General features: G+C 44.7%; 23 protein-coding genes. All 23 read left to right on the forward strand.

Going from position 1 to position 20904, the window contains the following annotated elements:
- Positions 1-3: 3 nt before the first annotated feature.
- On the forward strand, positions 4-666 hold the full coding sequence (gene sdaAB, locus K1I44_RS03765; protein WP_219985319.1) for an L-serine ammonia-lyase, iron-sulfur-dependent subunit beta: 663 nt from the start codon (positions 4-6) through the stop codon (positions 664-666).
- Positions 667-689: 23 nt separating this feature from the next.
- Positions 690-1577 carry an L-serine ammonia-lyase, iron-sulfur-dependent, subunit alpha gene (gene sdaAA / locus K1I44_RS03770; protein WP_003394979.1) on the forward strand — a complete coding sequence of 296 codons (888 nt, stop codon included), beginning with the start codon at positions 690-692 and terminating at the stop codon, positions 1575-1577.
- Entirely contained in the window at positions 1570-3618 is a 2049-nt protein-coding gene (gene recG, locus K1I44_RS03775) for an ATP-dependent DNA helicase RecG (RefSeq protein ID WP_219985320.1), read from the forward strand. Before sdaAA ends, recG begins: the two co-directional genes overlap by 8 nt.
- A 75-nt stretch (positions 3619-3693) precedes the next feature.
- Complete coding sequence (fapR, locus tag K1I44_RS03780; protein ID WP_003394974.1) at positions 3694-4290, forward strand: transcription factor FapR; 597 nt, start codon at positions 3694-3696, stop codon at positions 4288-4290.
- Positions 4274-5263, forward strand: a complete 990-nt coding sequence (gene plsX, locus K1I44_RS03785; protein WP_003394973.1) for a phosphate acyltransferase PlsX — start codon at positions 4274-4276, stop codon at positions 5261-5263. The genes fapR and plsX overlap by 17 nt, the downstream gene beginning before the upstream one ends.
- An 11-nt stretch (positions 5264-5274) precedes the next feature.
- Positions 5275-6216 carry an ACP S-malonyltransferase gene (fabD, locus tag K1I44_RS03790; protein WP_003394971.1) on the forward strand — a complete coding sequence of 314 codons (942 nt, stop codon included), beginning with the start codon at positions 5275-5277 and terminating at the stop codon, positions 6214-6216.
- Entirely contained in the window at positions 6213-6956 is a 744-nt protein-coding gene (gene fabG, locus K1I44_RS03795; protein ID WP_219985321.1) for a 3-oxoacyl-[acyl-carrier-protein] reductase, read from the forward strand. The genes fabD and fabG overlap by 4 nt, the downstream gene beginning before the upstream one ends.
- A gap of 58 nt (positions 6957-7014) precedes the next feature.
- A complete protein-coding gene (gene acpP, locus K1I44_RS03800; protein ID WP_003394967.1) occupies positions 7015-7251 on the forward strand; it encodes an acyl carrier protein in 237 nt (78 codons plus the stop codon).
- A gap of 69 nt (positions 7252-7320) precedes the next feature.
- Entirely contained in the window at positions 7321-8037 is a 717-nt protein-coding gene (gene rnc, locus K1I44_RS03805; RefSeq protein ID WP_219985322.1) for a ribonuclease III, read from the forward strand.
- A gap of 144 nt (positions 8038-8181) precedes the next feature.
- On the forward strand, positions 8182-9357 hold the full coding sequence (locus K1I44_RS03810; RefSeq protein WP_219985323.1) for an RNA-guided endonuclease InsQ/TnpB family protein: 1176 nt from the start codon (positions 8182-8184) through the stop codon (positions 9355-9357).
- Positions 9358-9493: 136 nt separating this feature from the next.
- Positions 9494-13054 carry a chromosome segregation protein SMC gene (gene smc, locus K1I44_RS03815; RefSeq protein WP_219985324.1) on the forward strand — a complete coding sequence of 1187 codons (3561 nt, stop codon included), beginning with the start codon at positions 9494-9496 and terminating at the stop codon, positions 13052-13054.
- A 6-nt stretch (positions 13055-13060) separates the two neighbouring features.
- Complete coding sequence (gene ftsY, locus K1I44_RS03820) at positions 13061-14059, forward strand: signal recognition particle-docking protein FtsY (protein ID WP_219985325.1); 999 nt, start codon at positions 13061-13063, stop codon at positions 14057-14059.
- A 71-nt stretch (positions 14060-14130) separates the two neighbouring features.
- Complete coding sequence (locus K1I44_RS03825) at positions 14131-14463, forward strand: putative DNA-binding protein (RefSeq protein WP_091700012.1); 333 nt, start codon at positions 14131-14133, stop codon at positions 14461-14463.
- A gap of 12 nt (positions 14464-14475) precedes the next feature.
- On the forward strand, positions 14476-15816 hold the full coding sequence (gene ffh / locus K1I44_RS03830) for a signal recognition particle protein (RefSeq protein WP_003394956.1): 1341 nt from the start codon (positions 14476-14478) through the stop codon (positions 15814-15816).
- Between the two features lie 95 nt (positions 15817-15911).
- Positions 15912-16184: a 30S ribosomal protein S16 gene (gene rpsP, locus K1I44_RS03835; RefSeq protein WP_003394954.1), complete on the forward strand. Its 273-nt coding sequence runs from the start codon at positions 15912-15914 to the stop codon at positions 16182-16184.
- A 3-nt stretch (positions 16185-16187) separates the two neighbouring features.
- Positions 16188-16415, forward strand: coding sequence for a KH domain-containing protein (locus K1I44_RS03840; protein ID WP_219985326.1), 228 nt, complete (start codon positions 16188-16190; stop codon positions 16413-16415).
- Positions 16416-16463: 48 nt separating this feature from the next.
- Entirely contained in the window at positions 16464-16847 is a 384-nt protein-coding gene (locus tag K1I44_RS03845; RefSeq protein ID WP_003394950.1) for a YlqD family protein, read from the forward strand.
- Complete coding sequence (gene rimM / locus K1I44_RS03850) at positions 16847-17368, forward strand: ribosome maturation factor RimM (RefSeq protein WP_338390254.1); 522 nt, start codon at positions 16847-16849, stop codon at positions 17366-17368. Before K1I44_RS03845 ends, rimM begins: the two co-directional genes overlap by 1 nt.
- Positions 17365-18102: a tRNA (guanosine(37)-N1)-methyltransferase TrmD gene (trmD, locus tag K1I44_RS03855; protein WP_003394945.1), complete on the forward strand. Its 738-nt coding sequence runs from the start codon at positions 17365-17367 to the stop codon at positions 18100-18102. The genes rimM and trmD overlap by 4 nt, the downstream gene beginning before the upstream one ends.
- A gap of 124 nt (positions 18103-18226) precedes the next feature.
- Positions 18227-18571 (forward strand): 50S ribosomal protein L19, encoded by a 345-nt coding sequence (gene rplS / locus K1I44_RS03860; protein WP_003394943.1) that lies wholly within the window; start codon positions 18227-18229, stop codon positions 18569-18571.
- A gap of 72 nt (positions 18572-18643) precedes the next feature.
- The gene (gene lepB / locus K1I44_RS03865; RefSeq protein ID WP_003394940.1) at positions 18644-19195 is read left to right on the forward strand and encodes a signal peptidase I; all 552 of its coding nucleotides are present in this window, start codon (positions 18644-18646) and stop codon (positions 19193-19195) included.
- A 15-nt stretch (positions 19196-19210) separates the two neighbouring features.
- Complete coding sequence (gene ylqF / locus K1I44_RS03870) at positions 19211-20065, forward strand: ribosome biogenesis GTPase YlqF (protein ID WP_219985327.1); 855 nt, start codon at positions 19211-19213, stop codon at positions 20063-20065.
- Positions 20066-20138: 73 nt separating this feature from the next.
- Entirely contained in the window at positions 20139-20903 is a 765-nt protein-coding gene (locus K1I44_RS03875) for a ribonuclease HII (RefSeq protein WP_035044768.1), read from the forward strand.
- Position 20904 lies beyond the last annotated feature (1 nt).

Here is a 20904-nt window from a genome sequence, read left to right on the forward strand (position 1 = left end):
AAAATGAAATATCGGAGCGTATTTGATATTATAGGTCCCATTATGATCGGTCCGTCGAGCTCTCATACGGCAGGAGCAGTTCGCATTGGAAAAGTGGCGCGCCGTTTATTTGGAAGAAAGCCAACTTGGGCTGATATTTTCTTTTACGGCTCGTTTGCTGAAACGTATAAAGGGCATGGAACAGATGTGGCGATCGTTGGCGGGTTATTAAACTTCGATACGTTTGATGAACGGATGAAAACGTCGTTGCACATCGCCAAGCAAGAGGGCATTCGCATTACGTTTCACGAAGAAGAAGCGATTCCGCCTCATCCAAACACAGCAAAAATTCGCCTCGGTGACGACCAAGGTGAGCTGGAACTTGTTGGCATTTCCATCGGCGGCGGGAAAATCGAAATTATTGAACTCAATGGATTTGAGTTGAAGCTGTCCGGCCATCATCCTGCGCTTTTAATTATGCATAACGACCGTTACGGAGCGATTGCAGGCGTGGCTAACGTATTGGCGAAATATGCGATCAATATTGGCCATATGGAAGTGTCGCGCAAAGAAAAAGGAAAACAAGCGCTTATGACGATTGAAGTGGATCAAAATATTGACGATGCGATTGTAGAGCAATTAAAAACGTTACCACATATTATTGATGTAACAAAAATTGTAGACTAAAGCGGCGCAAAGGGGAGACGACGATGTTTCGAAATGTAGCAGAACTTGTTGAACGGGCAGAACGGGAACAAATCAAAATTGCAGAAGTGATGATTCGACAAGAGATGGAAGTGACAGAGCGAAGCCGGGAGGACATTGTCGCTCAAATGGAGAAAAACTTACAAGTGATGGAGCAAGCGGTGTTGCGCGGATTAGCGGGCGTCCGCTCGCATTCAGGATTAACGGGCGGCGACGCTACTCGCTTGCAACAATACATTGCACGCGGTCAATTTTTATCGGGAGAGACGATTTTAGATGCCGTAAGCAAGGCGATGGCCACGAACGAAGTGAACGCGGCGATGGGGATGATTTGTGCTACGCCGACAGCAGGTTCCGCTGGGGTTGTTCCAGGTACGTTGTTTGCGGTCAAGGAAAAATTAAACCCGACACGCGAACAAATGGTTGAGTTTTTATTTACCGCTGGTGCGTTCGGATTTGTCGTCGCAAATAACGCCTCAATCTCGGGAGCAGCAGGAGGATGCCAGGCAGAAGTCGGTTCCGCGGCAGGCATGGCGGCGGCGGCGCTCGTAGAGATGGCAGGAGGGACGCCAAAACAAGCGGCAGAAGCGATGGCGATCGCTTTAAAAAATATGCTCGGCCTCGTCTGTGATCCGGTAGCAGGTTTAGTGGAAGTGCCGTGCGTGAAGCGAAATGCCATCGGAGCGGCGAATGCGATGATCGCTGCTGATATGGCGCTTGCCGGCATACAAAGTCGCATTCCGTGCGATGAAGTCATTGAAGCGATGTTCCGCATCGGTCAAACGATGCCAGTCGCCTTAAAAGAAACAGCACAAGGAGGGTTAGCGGCGACGCCGACTGCTCGTCGATTTGAAGCGAGCATTTTCGGCAAGCCGAATGAAAAACGTGAGTGACATACTACAACAAGCAGTCACAGCGGTCAAAGGAATTGGTGAAGAAACAGCAGCTGCACTTCATGAAATGGGAATTGATACAATTGAACAACTGTTGTATCACTTCCCTTTTCGTTATGAAGATTATCGTATATGTCCGTTAGAAGAAGCAAAACACGATGAAAAAGTGACGATTGTCGGCAAAGTGTATAGCGAGCCAGTGCTCACATACTATAGTAAAAAAAAGTCGCGGTTGACGTTTCGCGTGCTCGTTGATCGGTTTTTAGTGACAGCCGTCTGCTTTAACCAGCCATATTTAAAAAAGAAACTTGCTTTGCATGAGACGGTGACGATGACAGGAAAATGGGATAAACATCGGCAAATGATCACCGTACAACATTTACATGTCGGTGAAATGAAACAACAAAAAGAAATTGAACCGATCTATTCTACACGCGGGAATGTGACGGTGAAAGGGATGCGCCGATTGATTGCGCTCGCGCTACAACAATACGGCGATGCAATCATCGACCCATTACCGAGCGAGCTGCTGCAAGCGTATCGACTTATTTCAAAACGTGACGCCATTCGAGCGATTCATATGCCGCTTTCGCACGAACAACTTAAGCAAGCGCGCCGCCGGCTCGTTTATGAGGAATTTTTACTTTTCCAATTGAAAATGCAAGCGTTGAAAAAATACCGTCGCGAACAGTCGCCTGGCATCGCACATCGTTTTTCTAATGAACAGCTTCAAGCTTTTATTCAATCGCTTCCATTTCCGCTAACGAATGCTCAGCAGCGTGTTGTGCGCGAAATTGTACAAGATTTAACATCTCCATATCGCATGAATCGATTGCTTCAAGGGGACGTCGGTTCCGGGAAAACAGTTGTCGCCGCCATCGCATTATATGCCGTCCATTTGTCAGGATATCAAGGGGCGTTGATGGTGCCGACAGAAATTTTAGCTGAACAGCATGCTGAATCGCTTCGTGCGCTGCTTGAGCCGATGGGAATTGACGTCCGACTGTTGACGAGCTCGGTGAAAGGAAAAAGGCGAAAGCAGCTGCTTGAGCAACTTGCAGCTGGTGAAGTACATGTCGTTGTTGGTACGCACGCGCTCATTCAAGATGACGTGAATTTTGCGAAACTCGGAGCGGTCATTACGGACGAACAACATCGTTTTGGGGTGGAACAGCGTCGCATTTTGCGTGAAAAAGGGCAATCGCCTGATGTGTTGTTTATGACAGCAACGCCCATTCCGCGCACGCTGGCCATTACAGCATTTGGAGAAATGGACGTCTCCATCATTGATGAAATGCCAAAAGGGAGAAAAAAGATCGAGACGTACTGGGTGAAGCACGATATGCTTGAGCGCGTATTTCAATTTATCGCTAAACAAGTTGATGCAGGACATCAAGCATACGTCATTTGCCCGCTCATTGAAGAATCAGAAAAGCTCGATGTTCAAAATGCAATCGATGTCCATGCGATGCTTACTCATTACTATAAAGGGCGATATCGCATCGGATTAATGCACGGTCGCTTATCTTCAGAAGAAAAAGAAGAAGTGATGCGAGCGTTTAGCGCCAACGACATTCATATTTTAGTATCTACAACCGTTGTCGAAGTCGGTGTAAACGTCCCGAACGCAACCGTTATGGTTATTTACGATGCGGATCGGTTCGGTCTTGCCCAACTTCATCAACTGCGCGGACGAGTTGGCCGTGGACAAGCCCAATCGTACTGCATTTTAGTCGCTGATCCGAAGTCAGAAACGGGAAAAGAACGCATGCGCATTATGACGGAAACGAACGACGGCTTTGTGCTGTCGGAAAAAGATTTAGAGCTGCGCGGACCGGGTGATTTTTTCGGCACGAAACAAAGCGGCATGCCTGAATTTCGTCTTGGCGACATCGTTCACGACTATCGCATTTTAGAGGTTGCCCGTCAAGACGCTGCTCGCCTCGTTGATTCGCAAGCTTTTTGGCATGACGATAAATACGCCTTTCTTCGCGACTATTTACAACAATCAGGCATTTTAAACGGCGAAAAATTAGATTAAAAGTTGTTGAAATGGAAGCACGGGTGTTATATACTACTATTAGTACCTAGTAATAATTCGGATGGTGGATCGAAGATGAGAAGAAATAAGCGAGAACGGCAACGTCTATTGCAAGCAACGATTGAAGAAAATCCATTTATTACGGACGAACAGCTTGCCGAAAAATTTTCAGTCAGCATTCAAACGATCCGCCTCGATCGCCTTGAACTGTCGATTCCGGAATTGCGCGAGCGCATTAAACATGTCGCTGAGCGCACATTTGCTGATGAAGTGAAGTCGTTGCCTATTGAAGAAGTGATCGGAGAAATTATCGATATGCAATTGGACGAAAGTGCGATTTCCATTTTCGATGTAAAAAAAGAACATGTATTTAAACGAAATCAAATTGCGCGAGGGCATCACGTATTTGCGCAGGCGAACTCGCTCGCAGTCGCGGTCATTAACGATGAATTAGCATTGACCGCCAAAGCAAACATTCGCTTTATGCGCCCGGTAAAAGAAGGGGAGCGAGTCGTCGCCAAAGCAAAAGTAAAAAATTTAAACGAAAACGGTCGCACGATCGTCGAAGTGAATAGCTACGTAGGTCAAGAGCTTGTTTTTCAAGGAGAATTTCATATGTACCGCTCAAACGTTGTTAAAAAGGATGGAGAAAATGATGAAAATCGCAATTGATGCCATGGGAGGAGATCACGCACCAAAGGAAGTCGTGATCGGTGCACAAAAGGCGATTGAGCATTTCAACGATATCGAAATTACGCTTGTTGGGAACGAATCGCTCATTCGCCCGTACATAACAAACGATGAACGACTATCGATCATTCATACGGAACAAGTCATTGAAGCAACAGATGAGCCCGTTCGTGCCGTTCGCCGCAAAAAAGAGGCGTCCATGGTGTTAATGGCAAATGAAGTAAGTGAAGGGCGTGCCGATGCGTGCATTTCAGCTGGGAATACAGGCGCTTTAATGGCGGCAGGGTTGTTTATTGTTGGCCGTATAGATGGAATTGATCGCCCAGCGCTTGCGCCGACGCTGCCGACGATTGATGGAAAAGGCTTTGTACTGTTAGATGTTGGTGCTAACGTAGACGCTCGTCCAGAACATATATTGCAATATGCGTTTATGGGTGCAGCATACGCCGAAAAAGTACGCGGGGTTGAACGACCGCGCGTCGGGCTACTAAACGTAGGGACAGAAGACCAAAAAGGCAATGAGCTAGCTAAAAAAGCGTTTCAACTTATGCAACATACATCGTTAAATTTTGTCGGCAACGTGGAAGCGCGCGATTTGCTAGAAGGAGTAGCCGACGTCGTCGTTACTGACGGGTTCACTGGCAACGTTGCGTTAAAAACGATTGAAGGAACGGCCATCGCCATGTTTTCTATGCTAAAATCGGCGCTGACAAGCGGATTTGTCAGCAAAATGGCGGCGCTCGCTTTAAAGCCGCAACTTCTACAACTGAAGCAAAAGATGGATTATGCCGAATATGGTGGGGCAGCGCTCTTTGGCTTGCGCGCACCTGTCATTAAAGCGCACGGTTCATCCGATGCTCACGCGATGTTTCACGCCGTGCGTCAGGCGCGAGAAATGGTTGCAAACGAAGTAGTACAAACGGTAAAGCAATCGATAGCGGAAATTAAACAATAAGAGGTGGCATGATGGGGAAAATTGCATTTATTTTTCCAGGACAAGGTTCACAAACGGTCGGCATGGGGAAAGAATGGGCAGAGAAAGACGAGGCGGTAGCTGCAATCTTTCGCCTAGCAGATGAACGGTTGCAAATGTCTTTGTCACAACTCATTTTTGAAGGGCCGCAAGACGTACTAACAAAAACAGAAAATGCCCAACCGGCATTGTTAACAACGAGCATCGCATATTTACAAAAAGTAAAAGAAGCGGGCATTCGTCCACATTACGTAGCTGGACATAGTCTTGGAGAATATAGTGCGCTTGTTGCAGCGTCTGTGCTTTCGTTCACTGATGGTGTATATGCGGTGCGCAAGCGCGGAGAATTGATGGAGCAGGCGGTGCCGTCAGGACAAGGAACGATGGCGGCGGTGCTCGGGATGGATGAAGCTTTATTGCAACAAGTTGTCGATGAAGCAGCAACGGAATCATCACCTGTCCAATTAGCGAACTTAAACTGTCCGGGACAAATTGTCATTTCAGGTGCGAAAGAGGCAGTTGAGCGTGCGGCGCAGCTCGCGAAAGAAAAAGGGGCTAAGCGGGTCATTCCGCTCGAAGTGAGCGGGCCGTTTCACTCCATTTTAATGAAACGAGCGGCAGAGCAGTTTTCGTCCGTGCTCGACACGTTGTCGTTCCAAGCAAGCGACGTACCAGTCATTTCAAACGTCACAGCCCAACCGATGACAGATCCAATAGAAATAAAACAGCGCCTTGTCGAACAGCTATATTCGCCTGTTCGTTGGGAACAATCGATTCAAACGATGATCGATCTCGGCGTAAATACGTTTATCGAAATTGGTCCTGGAAAAGTGTTAAGCGGTCTTGTGAAAAAAATAAACCGTCATGTCAACGTCTATTCTATTTTTGATGAAGCATCGTTTACAGCGACGGTAGCTGCGGTGAAAGGGGAATGAAAATGGAAGGGAAAGTAGCGATTGTCACAGGGGCGTCGCGAGGCATCGGGCGCGAAATTGCTTTACATTTAGCTCGGCTTGGTGCAAAAGTAGCGGTCAACTATGCAGGAAGCGAGGCGAAAGCAAACGAAGTTGTCGCGCGAATTGTAGAACACGGTGGCGAGGCGTTTGCTGTGCAAGCTGACGTCGCCAACAGTGAGGCCGTTGACCGCATGGTAAAAGAAGTGCTTGAGCGATGGGGACGGGTAGATATTTTAGTGAACAATGCAGGTATTACGCGCGATAACTTGCTTATGCGCATGAAGGAAGAAGAATGGGATGCCGTCATAAACACGAACTTAAAAGGCGTCTTTTTATGTACGAAAGCGGTCACGCGCCAAATGATGAAACAACGGTACGGCCGAATTGTAAACGTAGCGTCCATCGTCGGTGTAAGCGGCAATCCTGGGCAAGCGAACTATGTTGCGGCGAAAGCGGGCGTGATCGGGTTGACGAAAACGGCGGCCAAAGAACTCGCAAGCCGAAACATTACAGTGAATGCTGTCGCACCCGGATTTATTACGACAGATATGACGGATCAATTAAGCGAAGATGTTCGCCAAGCGATGTTGCAACAAATTCCGCTTGCACGCTTTGGAAATCCAGAAGATATTGCGCACGTCGTGGCTTTTCTCGTTTCAGATGGGGCAAGCTATATGACGGGGCAAACGATTCATGTCGACGGCGGCATGGTCATGTAAAAATTCGTTTTATTTTCTGATATAATTCAGTATAATGACTTGAGGGGAGGTGAATAAAATGGCAGACGTATTAGAGCGTGTAACGAAAATTATCGTAGATCGCCTTGGTGTAGAAGAGTCGCAAGTGACGCTCGAATCTTCATTTAAAGAAGATTTAGGAGCAGACTCTCTTGATGTTGTTGAGCTTGTTATGGAATTAGAAGATGAGTTTGATATGGAAATTTCAGATGAAGAGGCGGAGAAAATCGTTACTGTAGGTGATGCAGTTAACTACATAAAAAGCCGTCTATCATAATATGCAAAGTCCCGTTTTGTAAGCGGGGCTTTCTATGCTTTTTACGTTTACAGTTGGGGGTTCATATGCATGTCGAAGCAACGACCGTACATGAAATTTAAACAGTTTCAAGAGCAAATTGGCATTTTTTTTCGCGATGAAAAATTGCTTATGCAAGCATTTACCCATTCATCATATGTGAATGAGCATCGCAAGCGGCTGCATGAAGACAATGAGCGTCTTGAATTTTTAGGGGATGCTGTCTTAGAATTGACCGTTTCACAATATTTATTTGAACAGTTTCCACAAATGAGCGAAGGGGAATTAACAAAAATGCGGGCAGCGATCGTCTGTGAACCGTCGCTTGTTACGTTTGCCCATGCATTGTCGTTTGGCGATCTCGTGTTGCTCGGTAAAGGGGAAGAACTAACGGGTGGTCGCATGCGTCCGTCGTTGTTAGCCGACGTATTTGAAGCTTTTATCGGAGCGCTTTATTTAGATCAAGGTATGGAGACGGTCGTGCAATTTTTAGGGAAAACGATTTTCCCTAAAATCCGCGAAGGTGCTTTTTCTCATGTGATGGATTACAAAAGTCAACTACAAGAATTTGTACAACGTGATGGAAGTGGAGTATTAGAATATAAAATTTTACAAGAACGAGGTCCTGCTCATAATAAAGAGTTCGTATCGCGCGTATCGTTAAATGGCGAGGAGCTCGGTGTTGGAGTTGGGCGCTCGAAAAAAGAGGCAGAGCAGCGCGCCGCGCAAATGGCATTAGCTAAGCTAAAACAATTACAACAAGGCTGATCCGGTGCGAAAGGACAGCCTTGCTTGTTGTGACATTTTTTTGGATAAAGGGGACTTTTGACTGTTCATGATAAATATATAAAATATTTATAAAAATCTGATGATCATTTTATATGAAAAAAGTCAAAAAGGGGCTGGGAGAAGATGATTCGCACGTACAAAGTCATGCTTCTGCCCAACAATAAGCAAAAGACGAAGCTTTTTCAATGCGCAGGTGTTGCCAGATGGGCGTATAACTTTGCATTAGCGCAACAACAAGAAAATCATAAACAAGGTGGCAAATTTTTAAGTGATAGTGAACTAAGAAAAAGATTAACGCAGCTCAAACAAACGAAAGAGTACAGTTGGCTCAATCAATTCTCAAACAACATCACAAAACAAGCAATCAAAGACGCGTATCAAGCTTACAAAAACTTTTTTGAAGGACGGGCGAAGTTTCCGAAGTTTAAAACGAAAAAACGAACGCGACCGAGCTTTTATCAAGATACATCGAAAATCAAAATCACCGACACGCATGTGAAACTAGAGAAACTGACGCCTTCTAAGAAAAAAAACAAGCAAAAATTGAATTGGATCCGTCTAGCTGAAAGAGGTCGTATTCCTCACGGTGCACATATAAAGTATGTCAATCCGCGCATCGTGTTTGACGGACTTCATTGGTTTTTAACGGTCGGTGTAGAGGAAGTGGAAGTGAAACATGAAACGTACAACGAAGGCATTGGTATTGATTTGGGAGTAAAATCGTTCGCTACCGTTAGCAATGGGATGACGTTTCCTAACATCCATCACATGCCTCAAGTGAAAAAGCTTGAAAAACAAATGAAACGAATGCAAAGAAAAATATCGCGAAAATATGAAATGAACAAGATCCAAACAGAAGGAGGTGAATTCCGTTACAGAAAAACGGAAAACATCAAGAAACTAGAATTCCTTGTTTTGAAAAAACGCCGAAGGCTAAAAAATACCCAGCTAAACTATACCCACCACATCACCACGACGTTGGTGAAAACCAAGCCAGCGTATGTCGTGATGGAAGACTTGAATACAAGCGGCATGTTAAAAAATCGCAAGCTATCGAAAGCGATTCAGCAACAAACATTCCACGAGTTCAAGCGGCAAATGACGTACAAATGTGCATGGCATGGGATCGAGTTGATCGTGGCGGATCGGTTTTATCCGTCAAGCAAAAAGTGTAGCCGTTGCGGTCACGTAAAAGAGATGCTTTCTTTATCCGAACGGACGTACCGTTGCGAGGCGTGTGGGATAGAAATGGATCGTGACCTCAACGCAAGCATCAACTTGAAAAACTATGACAAGTAAAGCACAACATGTACCCATCCGTTAGTGGGGAAGTGAAGCCTTCGGAGCGTCAAGGAAACGAGAGTAGCGTTTCGCGAAATCGGGCGCGATGAACAAGGAAGGAAACAGTCTTGTAAGTTTTCTGTAACGGATATATGTGTTCCTCAAGCGTTTAGAAGCTATCGGATTTAAATCTTTTGCGGATCGTATTTCCATCGATTTTGTTCCGGGGATGACGGCGATCGTCGGTCCGAACGGAAGTGGAAAAAGCAACATTACAGACGCGATTCGTTGGGTGCTTGGTGAACAGTCCGCCAAGTCGCTTCGCGGCGCAAAAATGGAAGACGTCATTTTTTCGGGAAGCGAATCACGCAAGCCGTTAAACGTGGCGGAAGTGACATTAACGCTCGATAATAGCGATCAATTTTTGCCGCTCGAATACGAAGAAGTAAGTATAACAAGACGTGTCTATCGTTCCGGCGATAGCGAATTTTTTATTAATAACCAGCCTTGCCGTTTAAAAGATATTGTCGATTTATTTATGGATTCTGGCGTTGGTCGTGAAGCTTTCTCCATCATTAGTCAAGGAAAAGTAGAAGAAATTTTAAGCAGTAAAGCGGAAGATCGCCGCATGATTTTTGAAGATGCAGCGGGCGTCTTAAAATATAAAACAAGGAAAAAAAAGGCAGAGCAAAAACTAAACGAAACAGAAGATCATTTGCAGCGTGTGCAAGATATTTTACACGAACTAAACCAGCAGCTCGAGCCGTTGAAACAACAAGCGTCAATCGCCAACGAATATCTTGAGAAAAAAGAGCAGCTACAAACATATGAAGTCGGCTTAATTGTTTATGAAATCGAGCAGCTACATGAAAAATGGGAAGCGTTGAAAAAACAACTCGCTTTACATCAACAAAACGAAATGGAATTAGCGACGACGTTACAAAAAGAAGAAGCGCACATCGCTCAGTTGCGTCATGAACTGACAGCGCTTGATGAGTCGATAGATGGCTTACAGCAAGTATTGTTGCTTGTTAGCGAAGAGCTTGAGAAAATGGAAGGGAAAAAACAGTTATTAAAAGAGCGAAAAAGCAACGCCTATAAGCAACAACAGCAAATGGAGCAAACGATGGGGCAACTTGCTGAGCGAGAACGTGCACTTGAAGCGACAATTGCTGAAAAAAAGAAAGTGCTGCAACAGCTTCAAACAGATGTGCAAGCGCTTCAAGCGCAATTAAAAGAACAAAACAACGTCCTTTCTGCTTACGGTCCAAAAGCGGAGGAAGAAATTGAACGGCTAAAAAGCGAATACATTGATCTCGTTCACGAACAAGCGACGTTAAAAAATGAGCGCATGCACATTGAGTCCCAGTTGCAAAAAAATGAAGAAAAACAACAGCAGCTCGTCACTGCAAACAACGAACATATTCAAGCATACGAACAGATCGTTGAACAATGGGAACAAAAACAAAAACTCATCCATGAGCTGCAAGAACGCATCGCTAAACAAGAGCAAACGCTTCAAACAAAAGAAGAACAATTGACCGCACGAAAAGAACAATATCGAAAAAAAGAAACGACGTTATATGAAGCGTATCAATATGTACAAAAAGTAAAATCAAAAAAAGAAATGTTAGAGGCGATGCAACAAGAGTATGCTGGATTTTTCCAAGGGGTAAAAGAAGTATTAAAAGCAAAAGATCGGTTAAACGGCATTCATGGAGCGGTTGTTGAGTTGATGACGGTGCCATCTGAGCTTGAAACAGCGATCGAAGTGGCGCTCGGGGGAGCGGCGCAACATATCGTCGTAAAAAACGAACAAAGCGCGCGTGAAGCCATTCAATTTTTAAAGCAAAATAAGTATGGACGAGCGACGTTTTTGCCGCTCGACGTTATTCAGCGAAAACTATTTCCTCCATCCGTTCGGGAAAACATTGCCAAACACCCCGCTTACGTTGGCATTGCTTCCGAATTAATTTCGTATGAAGCAACGTACGAAAACATTATGACAAACATTCTTGGAACAGTCATTGTTACACGTGATTTAAAAGGGGCAAATGAGCTTGCTCGCCAATTGCAATACCGCTATCGTCTCGTCACGCTAGAAGGGGATGTTGTGAATCCAGGCGGGGCGATGACGGGAGGAACGGTAAATAAACAGACAAGCTCATTATTTAGTCGTGCGCGTGAGCTTGAAGAAGTGACAGCACATTGGCGCGATGTCGAGCAAAAAACGATCGAGCTTGAACAGCTTGTACAACGAGAAAAAGAAGCCATTGCACAAGCTGAGCAAGAGCGAACAGCGCTTTATACTGAGCTAGAAGCAAGCCGTATGGAGCTGCAAGAAGAAAAAAGCGCATGGATGGAACTAAACCTTCGTAAAAAACATATGGACGAACGACTCGCTGTATATCGCTATGAAAGACAGACGCTCGAAGAAGAAAAGAAACAATTGACTGCTCGACTTCACGATATTATGCATTCGCTCCATACACTTGAGAAACATATTGCTTCTATCGATGAACAAGTGAAACAATGGACAGAAAAAAAACAGTTAGAGCAGCAATCGAAGGAGCAAATGCAAGAAAAGTTGACCGCATTGAAAGTCGCGCTCGCTGAAAAGCAAGAACACGTCAGAAATGAAGAGCAACATGTGCATCGACTAACGGAAGAATGGGAGGAAGTGAAGCGAACACTTACGCACATCGAAAAAGAACGCAATGAACTTGTACGCCATACGAACGAACAAACGGAAGATGAACAACAACTTGAACGAATATGTGAAGAAAAAACGAGACAAAAAGAAGAAACAACGCAGCTTATTGCTACGCGGCGTGAGCAGCGGTTACATTACCAAACGAAACTTGAACAGCTCGAAAAAGAAATAAAAGAATGGAAACGTCAACATAAACAACTAACCGATACGTTAAAAGACGAAGAAGTGAAACTGGCTCGTTTAGATATGGAATTAGACCATTTGTTAAACCGTCTTCGTGAAGGATACAAACTGTCGTTTGAAGCAGCGAAACAATCGTTCCCGCTCCACATTCCAGCGCAAGAAGCGCGGAAAAAAGTAAAGCTCATTCAACTTGCTATTGATGAGCTCGGAACGGTCAACCTTGGTGCTATTGAAGAATATGAACGTGTATCAGAACGCCATCGCTTTTTAACGGAACAGAAAGAAGATTTACAGCGGGCAAAAGATACGCTTTACCAAGTGATTGATGAAATGGACGATGAAATGAAGCGACGATTTGCGACGACGTTTGAACTCATTCGCACGCAATTTGCGCGCGTGTTTGTCGAACTGTTCGGAGGAGGAAAGGCAGATTTACAGCTTACGGATCCGAACGACTTACTTCATACAGGTGTTGATATTGTCGCACAACCGCCGGGAAAAAAACTGCAACATTTAAGTTTATTATCAGGCGGAGAACGGGCATTAACAGCCATCGCGCTTTTATTTGCGATTTTAAACGTTCGTCCTGTTCCGTTTTGCGTGCTCGACGAAGTAGAAGCTGCCCTCGATGAAGCGAACGTGCAACGATATGCAAAATATTTAAAGAAATTTAGCAGCGAAACGCAATTTATCGTCATTACTCATCGCAAAGGAACGATGGAAGAAGCCGATGTATTGTACGGGGTCACGATGCAACAATCAGGTGTATCGAAACTTGTTTCTGTTCGATTGGAAGAAGCAGCTGGAAAGAAAGGATGAGAAACGGTGAGCTTTTTTAAAAAGTTAAAAGAAAAAATCGCAAAACAAGCAGATACAGTAACGGAAAAGTTTAAGCGAGGTTTAGAAAAAACGCGCGATTCGTTCGCGGGAAAAGTGAACGATTTAATCGCCCGCTATCGCAAAGTGGACGAAGAGTTTTTTGAAGAACTAGAAGAAATTTTAATCGCATCTGACGTCGGGGTTGCTACTGTGATGGAGTTCATCGACGAGCTGAAAATGGAAGTAAAGCGCCGCAACATTCAAGACCCGAAAGACATGTATAGCGTCATTTCCGAAAAACTCATTGATATATATCAAGCGAGCGGCGATGAAAAAACAGAACTAAATATCCAATCAAACGGCTTAACGGTCATTTTATTTGTCGGTGTAAACGGCGTCGGAAAAACGACGACGATCGGAAAGCTTGCGCACAAATTAAAGAACGAAGGGAAAACAGTCATGTTGGCAGCTGGCGATACGTTCCGGGCAGGTGCAATTGAACAGCTTGAAGTATGGGGCGAGCGAGTCGGTGTGGAAGTCATTAAACAATCGGCTGGGTCCGATCCGGCTGCGGTCATGTACGATGCTATTCAAGCGGCTAAATCGCGCAACGTCGACGTTTTATTATGCGACACAGCCGGCCGTTTACAAAATAAAGTCAACTTAATGAAAGAGCTTGAAAAAGTGAGACGCGTCATTGAACGTGAAGTGCCGGGCGCACCGCATGAAGTATTGCTCGTATTGGATGCAACGACAGGACAAAATGCGATGAGCCAAGCGAAAACGTTTAAAGAAGCGACAAACGTGACGGGCATTGTACTGACGAAACTGGACGGCACGGCTAAAGGTGGCATCGTATTGGCGATTCGCCACGAGTTAAACATTCCGGTGAAGTTTGTCGGTTTAGGGGAAAAAATGGACGATCTAGAGCCATTTAACGCAGAACAATTCGTTTATGGGTTATTTGCATCGTTTATGGAACGTGAGGAAGTGCAAGGAGAATAACTTGACAGCATCGCACAAAACATATAAACTAAAGTCATGTAAAGGCGTTTCACTTAACAGGGGGGAGTTTCATGCTAGAGAAAACAACGAGAATGAACTATTTATACGATTTTTACCAATCGTTGTTAACACCGAAGCAACGAAACTATATGTCCCTTTATTATTTAGACGATTACTCCCTCGGTGAAATTGCCGAAGAGTACGAAGTGAGTCGTCAAGCGGTGTACGATAACATTAAACGGACGGAAGCTATGCTAGAAGACTATGAGCAAAAATTGTTGCTCTTTCAAAAGTTTCAGCAGCGGCAAAAACTGCTACATGTATTAAAAGCGCACATTGCCGAGCGCTATCCGAACGATGAAGAGCTGATGAGGCTCGTTGTGGAGTTGGAGAAATTAGAGTAGGGGGCGGTAACGATGGCATTTGAAGGATTGGCCGACCGTCTGCAACATGTCATGAATAAAATTCGTGGCAAAGGCAAAGTCACGGAAGCCGATGTAAAAGAAATGATGCGCGAAGTGCGGCTAGCGCTATTAGAAGCTGACGTCAATTTTAAAGTCGTCAAAGACTTCGTAAAAAAAGTGAGCGAACGGGCTGTCGGACAAGAAGTGATGAAAAGCTTAACCCCAGGACAGCAAGTCATCAAAGTCGTGAAAGAAGAATTGACGGAGCTGATGGGGGGAGAAAATAGCAAAATCGCTGTAGCGAGCCGCCCGCCAACTGTCGTCATGATGGTCGGGTTACAAGGGGCAGGAAAAACGACGACAACGGGGAAGCTAGCGAATGTATTGCGCAAAAAACATAATCGCAAACCGTTGCTCGTCGCAGCCGACATTTATCGGCCGGCAGCGATTAAACAGCTTGAAACGTTAGGGAAACAGCTCAACATTCCTGTTTTTTCTCTCGGCGATCAAGTGAGTCCTGTTGAAATTGCGAAACAAGCGATTGCGAAAGCAAAAGAAGAACATCATGATTACGTCTTAATTGATACAGCCGGCCGGCTTCATATTGACGAAGCGCTCATGGACGAATTAAAGCAAATAAAAGAAGTGGCGAAGCCGGATGAAATTTTCCTCGTCGTCGATGCGATGACAGGGCAAGATGCGGTCAACGTCGCCCAAAGCTTCAACGAACAGCTTGGGCTGACGGGCGTCATTTTGACGAAACTCGATGGTGATACGCGCGGTGGAGCAGCATTGTCCATTAAAGCGGTCACGAATACGCCGATTAAATTTGTCGGAATGGGCGAAAAGCTCGATGCGCTTGAGCCGTTTCATCCCGAGCGAATGGCGTCACGCATTTTAGGCATGGGCGACGTATTGACGCTAATCGAAAAAGCGCAAGCGGCCGTCGATGAAGAAAAAGCAAAAGAGCTAGAGCAAAAAATGCGCACGGCATCATTTACACTTGACGACTTTTTAGAGCAACTAGGACAAGTGCGTAAGCTCGGTCCGCTCGATGAAATTTTAAAGATGTTGCCAGGCGCGAATAAGGTGAAAGGTCTTAACAATATACACATTGATGAAAAGCAAATTAGTCGGGTAGAAGCAATTATTCGCTCGATGACGAAAGAAGAAAAAATGAACCCAGACATCATCAACTCTAGCCGCAAAAAGCGAATTGCGAAAGGAAGCGGAACGACAGTACAAGACGTCAACCGCTTGCTTAAACAATTTGATGAGATGAAAAAGATGATGAAAATGATGACGACGATGCCAAAAGGGAAAAAGAAAGGGTTCCGGTTCCCGTTTATGTAAGCAAAATAACAGTGTTAAGAAAAAACACTTTACAAACAAAACGTTTATTGCTAATATACTATCTTGTGTGAAATATTTTCGGAGGTGCTACAATTATGGCAGTAAAAATTCGTTTAAAACGTATGGGTGCAAAAAAATCACCATTTTATCGTATCGTTGTTGCAGACTCTCGTTCTCCACGTGACGGTCGTTTCATCGAAACAATTGGCACATACAATCCGTTAACAGAGCCTGCAGAAGTAAAAATTAACGAAGAGCTTGCATTAAAATGGTTGCAAAACGGTGCGAAACCATCTGACACTGTGCGCAACTTGCTTTCAAAACAAGGAATTTTAGAAAAATTCCACAACTTAAAGTACGGAAAGTAATGTATGAAAACGTTGCTTGAGACGATTGTTCGGTCACTTGTCGATCATCCGGAATGCGTCGTCGTTCGCGAGGCGGAACAACAACAATCGATCACGTATTCGATTGCCCTTCATCAAGAAGATGTAGGGAAAGTGATCGGGAAGAACGGGCGAATCATTCAAGCGATTCGCACCGTAGTTCAAGCAGCAAACGAGTCGAAAAAGCGAATAGACGTACGCATCGAAGAGTAAGGGAGAGGGACATACCTCCCCTTTTTTCGTTCAGAAAGGCGGTGCGCCATGAAAATTATTCAAAAAGTGGAAGTGAGACAGCGATTAACTGAGAACAGTAAGCAGCAACTCATTCAACAATTTATGCAACAAAAACAACAACTGGAACAACAATGTGCGCAACTCATCTTTGAACAAAAGCGAATGGAAAAGCACACTTCGTTTTCACCAAAGCAAATAAAAGACAAGTTTGAACGCGAAATGAACGTTCGTCGTCAAAAAATAGAAGAGCTTGATTTCCTTCTTGAGCAATTGCGCATATTACCGATAGGAAGTGAAATAAAAGAAAGAGATGTCGAGGCGATCATCGACGTCCAAATAGGGATGCGATGGGAGTCTCCGAAAACGATTGTCATTGAAGATGGAATCGTTGTCGACATACGTGAGGGGTGATCGTTGTGAAATGGTTTCATGTCGGAAAAATTGTAAATACGCACGGCATTCGCGGTGAAGTGCGCGTCATTTCACGCACCGATTTTGCTGAAGAGCGATATAAAAAAGGAAATGTATTATACATTTTTATGGAAAACGAGCCGCCAGTCGAAGTAAAAGTGGCGAACCATCGTGTGCATAAGTCATTTGATTTGTTAACATTTGAAGGATATGACAACATTAACTTAGTTGAAAAGTTTAAAGGAGCAATCATTAAAGTGCCTGAAAGCCAGCTTCAACCACTTGCTGAAGGGGAGTATTATTTTCACGAAATTATCGGCTCTGTCGTTGTCACGGAAGATGGTGAAACGATTGGTGAAGTGAAAGAAATTTTAACGCCAGGGGCGAATGACGTATGGGTTGTTAAGCGGAAAAAAGGCAGCGATGTGCTCATTCCATATATTGAAGATGTTGTTAAACAAGTCGATGTGAAAAATAAGATGATTACGATTCATGTGATGGAAGGGTTGCTTGACGAATGAAAATCGATGTGCTCACTTTATTTCCAACGATGTTTACCGGCGTGCTGAACGAGTCCATTTTAAAGCGGGCGCAAGAGAAAGGAGCTGTCACGTTTCGGCTCGTCAACTTTCGCGAGTTTGCCGATAATAAACATCAAACAGTGGACGATTATCCTTATGGCGGTGGTGCAGGCATGGTATTGAAGCCGCAGCCGATTTTTGATGCGGTCGATCATTTAACAAAACAGAGCGAACATCGTCCGCGCATCATTTTACTTTGTCCACAAGGGGAACGATATACGCAAAAAAAAGCGGAAGAACTGGCGAAAGAACAACATATCATTTTCATTTGCGGACATTATGAAGGATATGACGAGCGCATTCGAGAGCATGTAGTAACGGACGAAATTTCTATTGGAGATTACGTCCTAACCGGTGGAGAACTCGCGGCGATGGTCGTTATCGATAGTGTTGTTCGCTTGCTTCCCGGCGTGCTCGGCAATGAACATTCGCCTGTACTTGACTCGTATAGCTCCGGTTTGCTCGAACATCCACATTATACGCGCCCTGCAAATTTCCGCGGCATGAAGGTGCCGGACGTTCTTCTTTCCGGCAATCATCGCTTAATTGAAGAATGGCGCCAAAAAGAGTCGTTGCGTCGCACATGGTTGCGCCGTCCAGATTTACTTGAGACGTATGAACTAACGGAACAACAAAAAAAATGGATCGAACAATGGGAAAAAAATGAGCGGTAACTCTTGCATCCGATACATCTTTATGCTAGTATAAACGTTGTGACTTACGTCGCATGAAAACGATGTTCCGCTGCTATGAACAAGAAGCATAAGCATGAGCATCTGTTGGAAGGAGATGAATATGATGCATCATTTAATTCAAGAAATTACAAAAGAACAACTACGTAACGATCTTCCTGAATTCCGCCCTGGTGACACTGTGCGCGTTCACGTTAAAGTTGTTGAAGGAAACCGTGAACGTATCCAAGTATTTGAGGGCGTTGTAATCAAGCGTCGTGGTGGTGGAATTAGCGAAACATTTACAGTTCGTAAAGTATCTTACGGTGTAGGTGTTGAGCGTACATTCCCATTACACACGCCGAAGATTGCAAAATTAGAAGTTGTTCGTCGCGGTAAAGTTCGTCGTGCGAAGTTGTACTACTTGCGTCAACTCCGCGGTAAAGCAGCACGCATCAAAGAAATCATCTAACAAAAGAAATGATTGCGAGGAGCTTGATCATCAAGCTCCTTTTTCAACATGTATCATATAGGTGGGAGAAGGATGGAAAAACAAAAAAACGAATGGTTTGAATGGGTGAAAGCAATTCTTATTGCAGTGGCGTTAGCAGGCGGCATTCGCTACTTCATTTTTGCCCCGATTATTGTCGAAGGGGAATCGATGATGCCGACGTTGCATCATCAAGATCGGATGATCGTCAATAAAGTTGCATATAAAATTGGTGAACCAGAACGGTTTGATATTATCGTTTTTCATGCGGAGGAAGGCAAAGATTATATTAAGCGCGTCATTGGGCTTCCAGGCGATCGCATCGAATATAAAAACGATACGCTATATGTCAATGGAAAGCCGTATAAAGAGCCGTACTTAGATGAAGAGAAAAAACAACTGTTTGACGGTCCGCTAACAGAGTCGTTTACTCTTGAAGAGCTATGGGGGGAAAAAACAGTCCCAGAAGGCCATTTATTCGTGCTCGGAGATAATCGTCGGTATAGTAAAGATAGCCGCCATATCGGGTTCATTCCGATGGAAAAAGTGGTAGGCAAAACGTCCGTCGTCTATTGGCCTCTTTCGGATGCTCGCATTGTTGAATAACATCATATAAAGTAGGTGGCAGCGATGACGATTCAATGGTTTCCCGGCCATATGGCGAAAGCGAAGCGGGAAGTAACAGAAAAATTAAAACTGATTGATATTGTATTTGAGCTTGTTGATGCGCGCATTCCCCTTTCTTCACGCAACCCGTTAATTGATGAAATTGTTGCTAATAAACCGCGCATCATGTTGCTCAATAAGACAGATATGGCTGATCCAGACGTCACAAAACAGTGGATTGCCTTTTTCGCTACGCAACAAATCGAGGCAATTGCGATTGATTCTCAAAGCGGAACGGGTGTGAAACAAATTGTTGCAGCCGCGAAGGAACGGTTGCGTCCAAAATTCGAAAAGATGGCAGCGAAAGGAATAAAACGCCCACGTGCAATGCGCGCATTAATTGTCGGCATTCCGAATGTAGGAAAGTCAACACTCATTAATCGGTTAGCAGGAAAGCATATCGCAAAGACGGGCGATAAACCAGGAGTGACGAAAGCACAACAGTGGATTAAAGTCGGCAAGGAACTTGAATTGCTTGATACGCCAGGAATTTTATGGCCGAAATTTGAAGATGAAGAAGTCGGATTAAAGCTCGCAACGACAGGAGCGATTAAAGATACGATTTTAAATTTGCAAGACGTTGCCGTATATGCGTTGCGCTTTTTAACGGCGCATTACCCTGATCGTTTAAAAGAACGGTACGCTCTTTCTCATATTCCGGAGGACATCGTCCAACTATTCGACGAAATCGGTAAAAGACGAGGTTGCCTCGCTTCTGGCGGCGTCGTCGATTACGATAAAGTAGCCGAGCTCGTATTGCGCGATATTCGCACAGAAAAACTAGGACGGCTTAGTTTCGATCGCCTGTAAGGTTCGCATATGCGAGCCTTTATTTTTTTATGAATGAGCCGATATAAAGTGTAAGGAGTGATTGCGCGTGAACATGCAAGAGATTAAACAACGACTACAAACGATTCACGATGAAACAGACGAATGGTTTCAACAACTATTACATGACGAGCGAAAAGGCGTCCAACGCCTCGTTCAACAATGGTATAAACAAAAAGAGATGGAAAAACGCGAGCGAGAACGCTTTTTGCATATGTTGCAATATGAACGGTCGCTATACGAACGGGGTGTCCGCTATATTGCTGGTGTAGATGAAGTCGGGCGCGGTCCGCTTGCCGGTCCGGTTGTTGCTGCGGCGGTCATTTTGCCACAAGACGTGTTTCTTCCGCATTTAGATGATTCAAAAAAGCTATCGGAAACGAAGCGAGAACAACTGTTTTCTGTCATTCAACAAACGGCGCTTGCGATCGGCATCGGGGTCGTTTGTGCACGTGAAATTGACGAGCTCAACATTTACGAAGCAACGAAAAAAGCGATGATTGAAGCCGTTCAGTCGCTTTCTGTCGTTCCGGAACATATTCTCATTGATGCCATGCATATCCCGCTATCGATTCCACAAACGTCGATTATTCGTGGGGATGCACATAGTGCGTCTATTGCAGCAAGCTCCATTATAGCGAAAGTGACGCGCGATCGCATGATGAAACAGTTAGGTGAGAAATATCCACAATACGGATTTGAGCGGCATATGGGATATGGAACGAAAGAGCATTTGCAAGCCATTGAACAATATGGAGTGATTGAGGAACATCGCCGCTCATTTGCACCAATTCGCGAGCGACTAAAGCGAGGGGAATGAA

It is taken from the genome of Anoxybacillus sp. ST4 (assembly GCF_019448545.1).
In the GTDB taxonomy this organism is placed as follows: domain Bacteria; phylum Bacillota; class Bacilli; order Bacillales; family Anoxybacillaceae; genus Anoxybacillus; species Anoxybacillus pushchinoensis.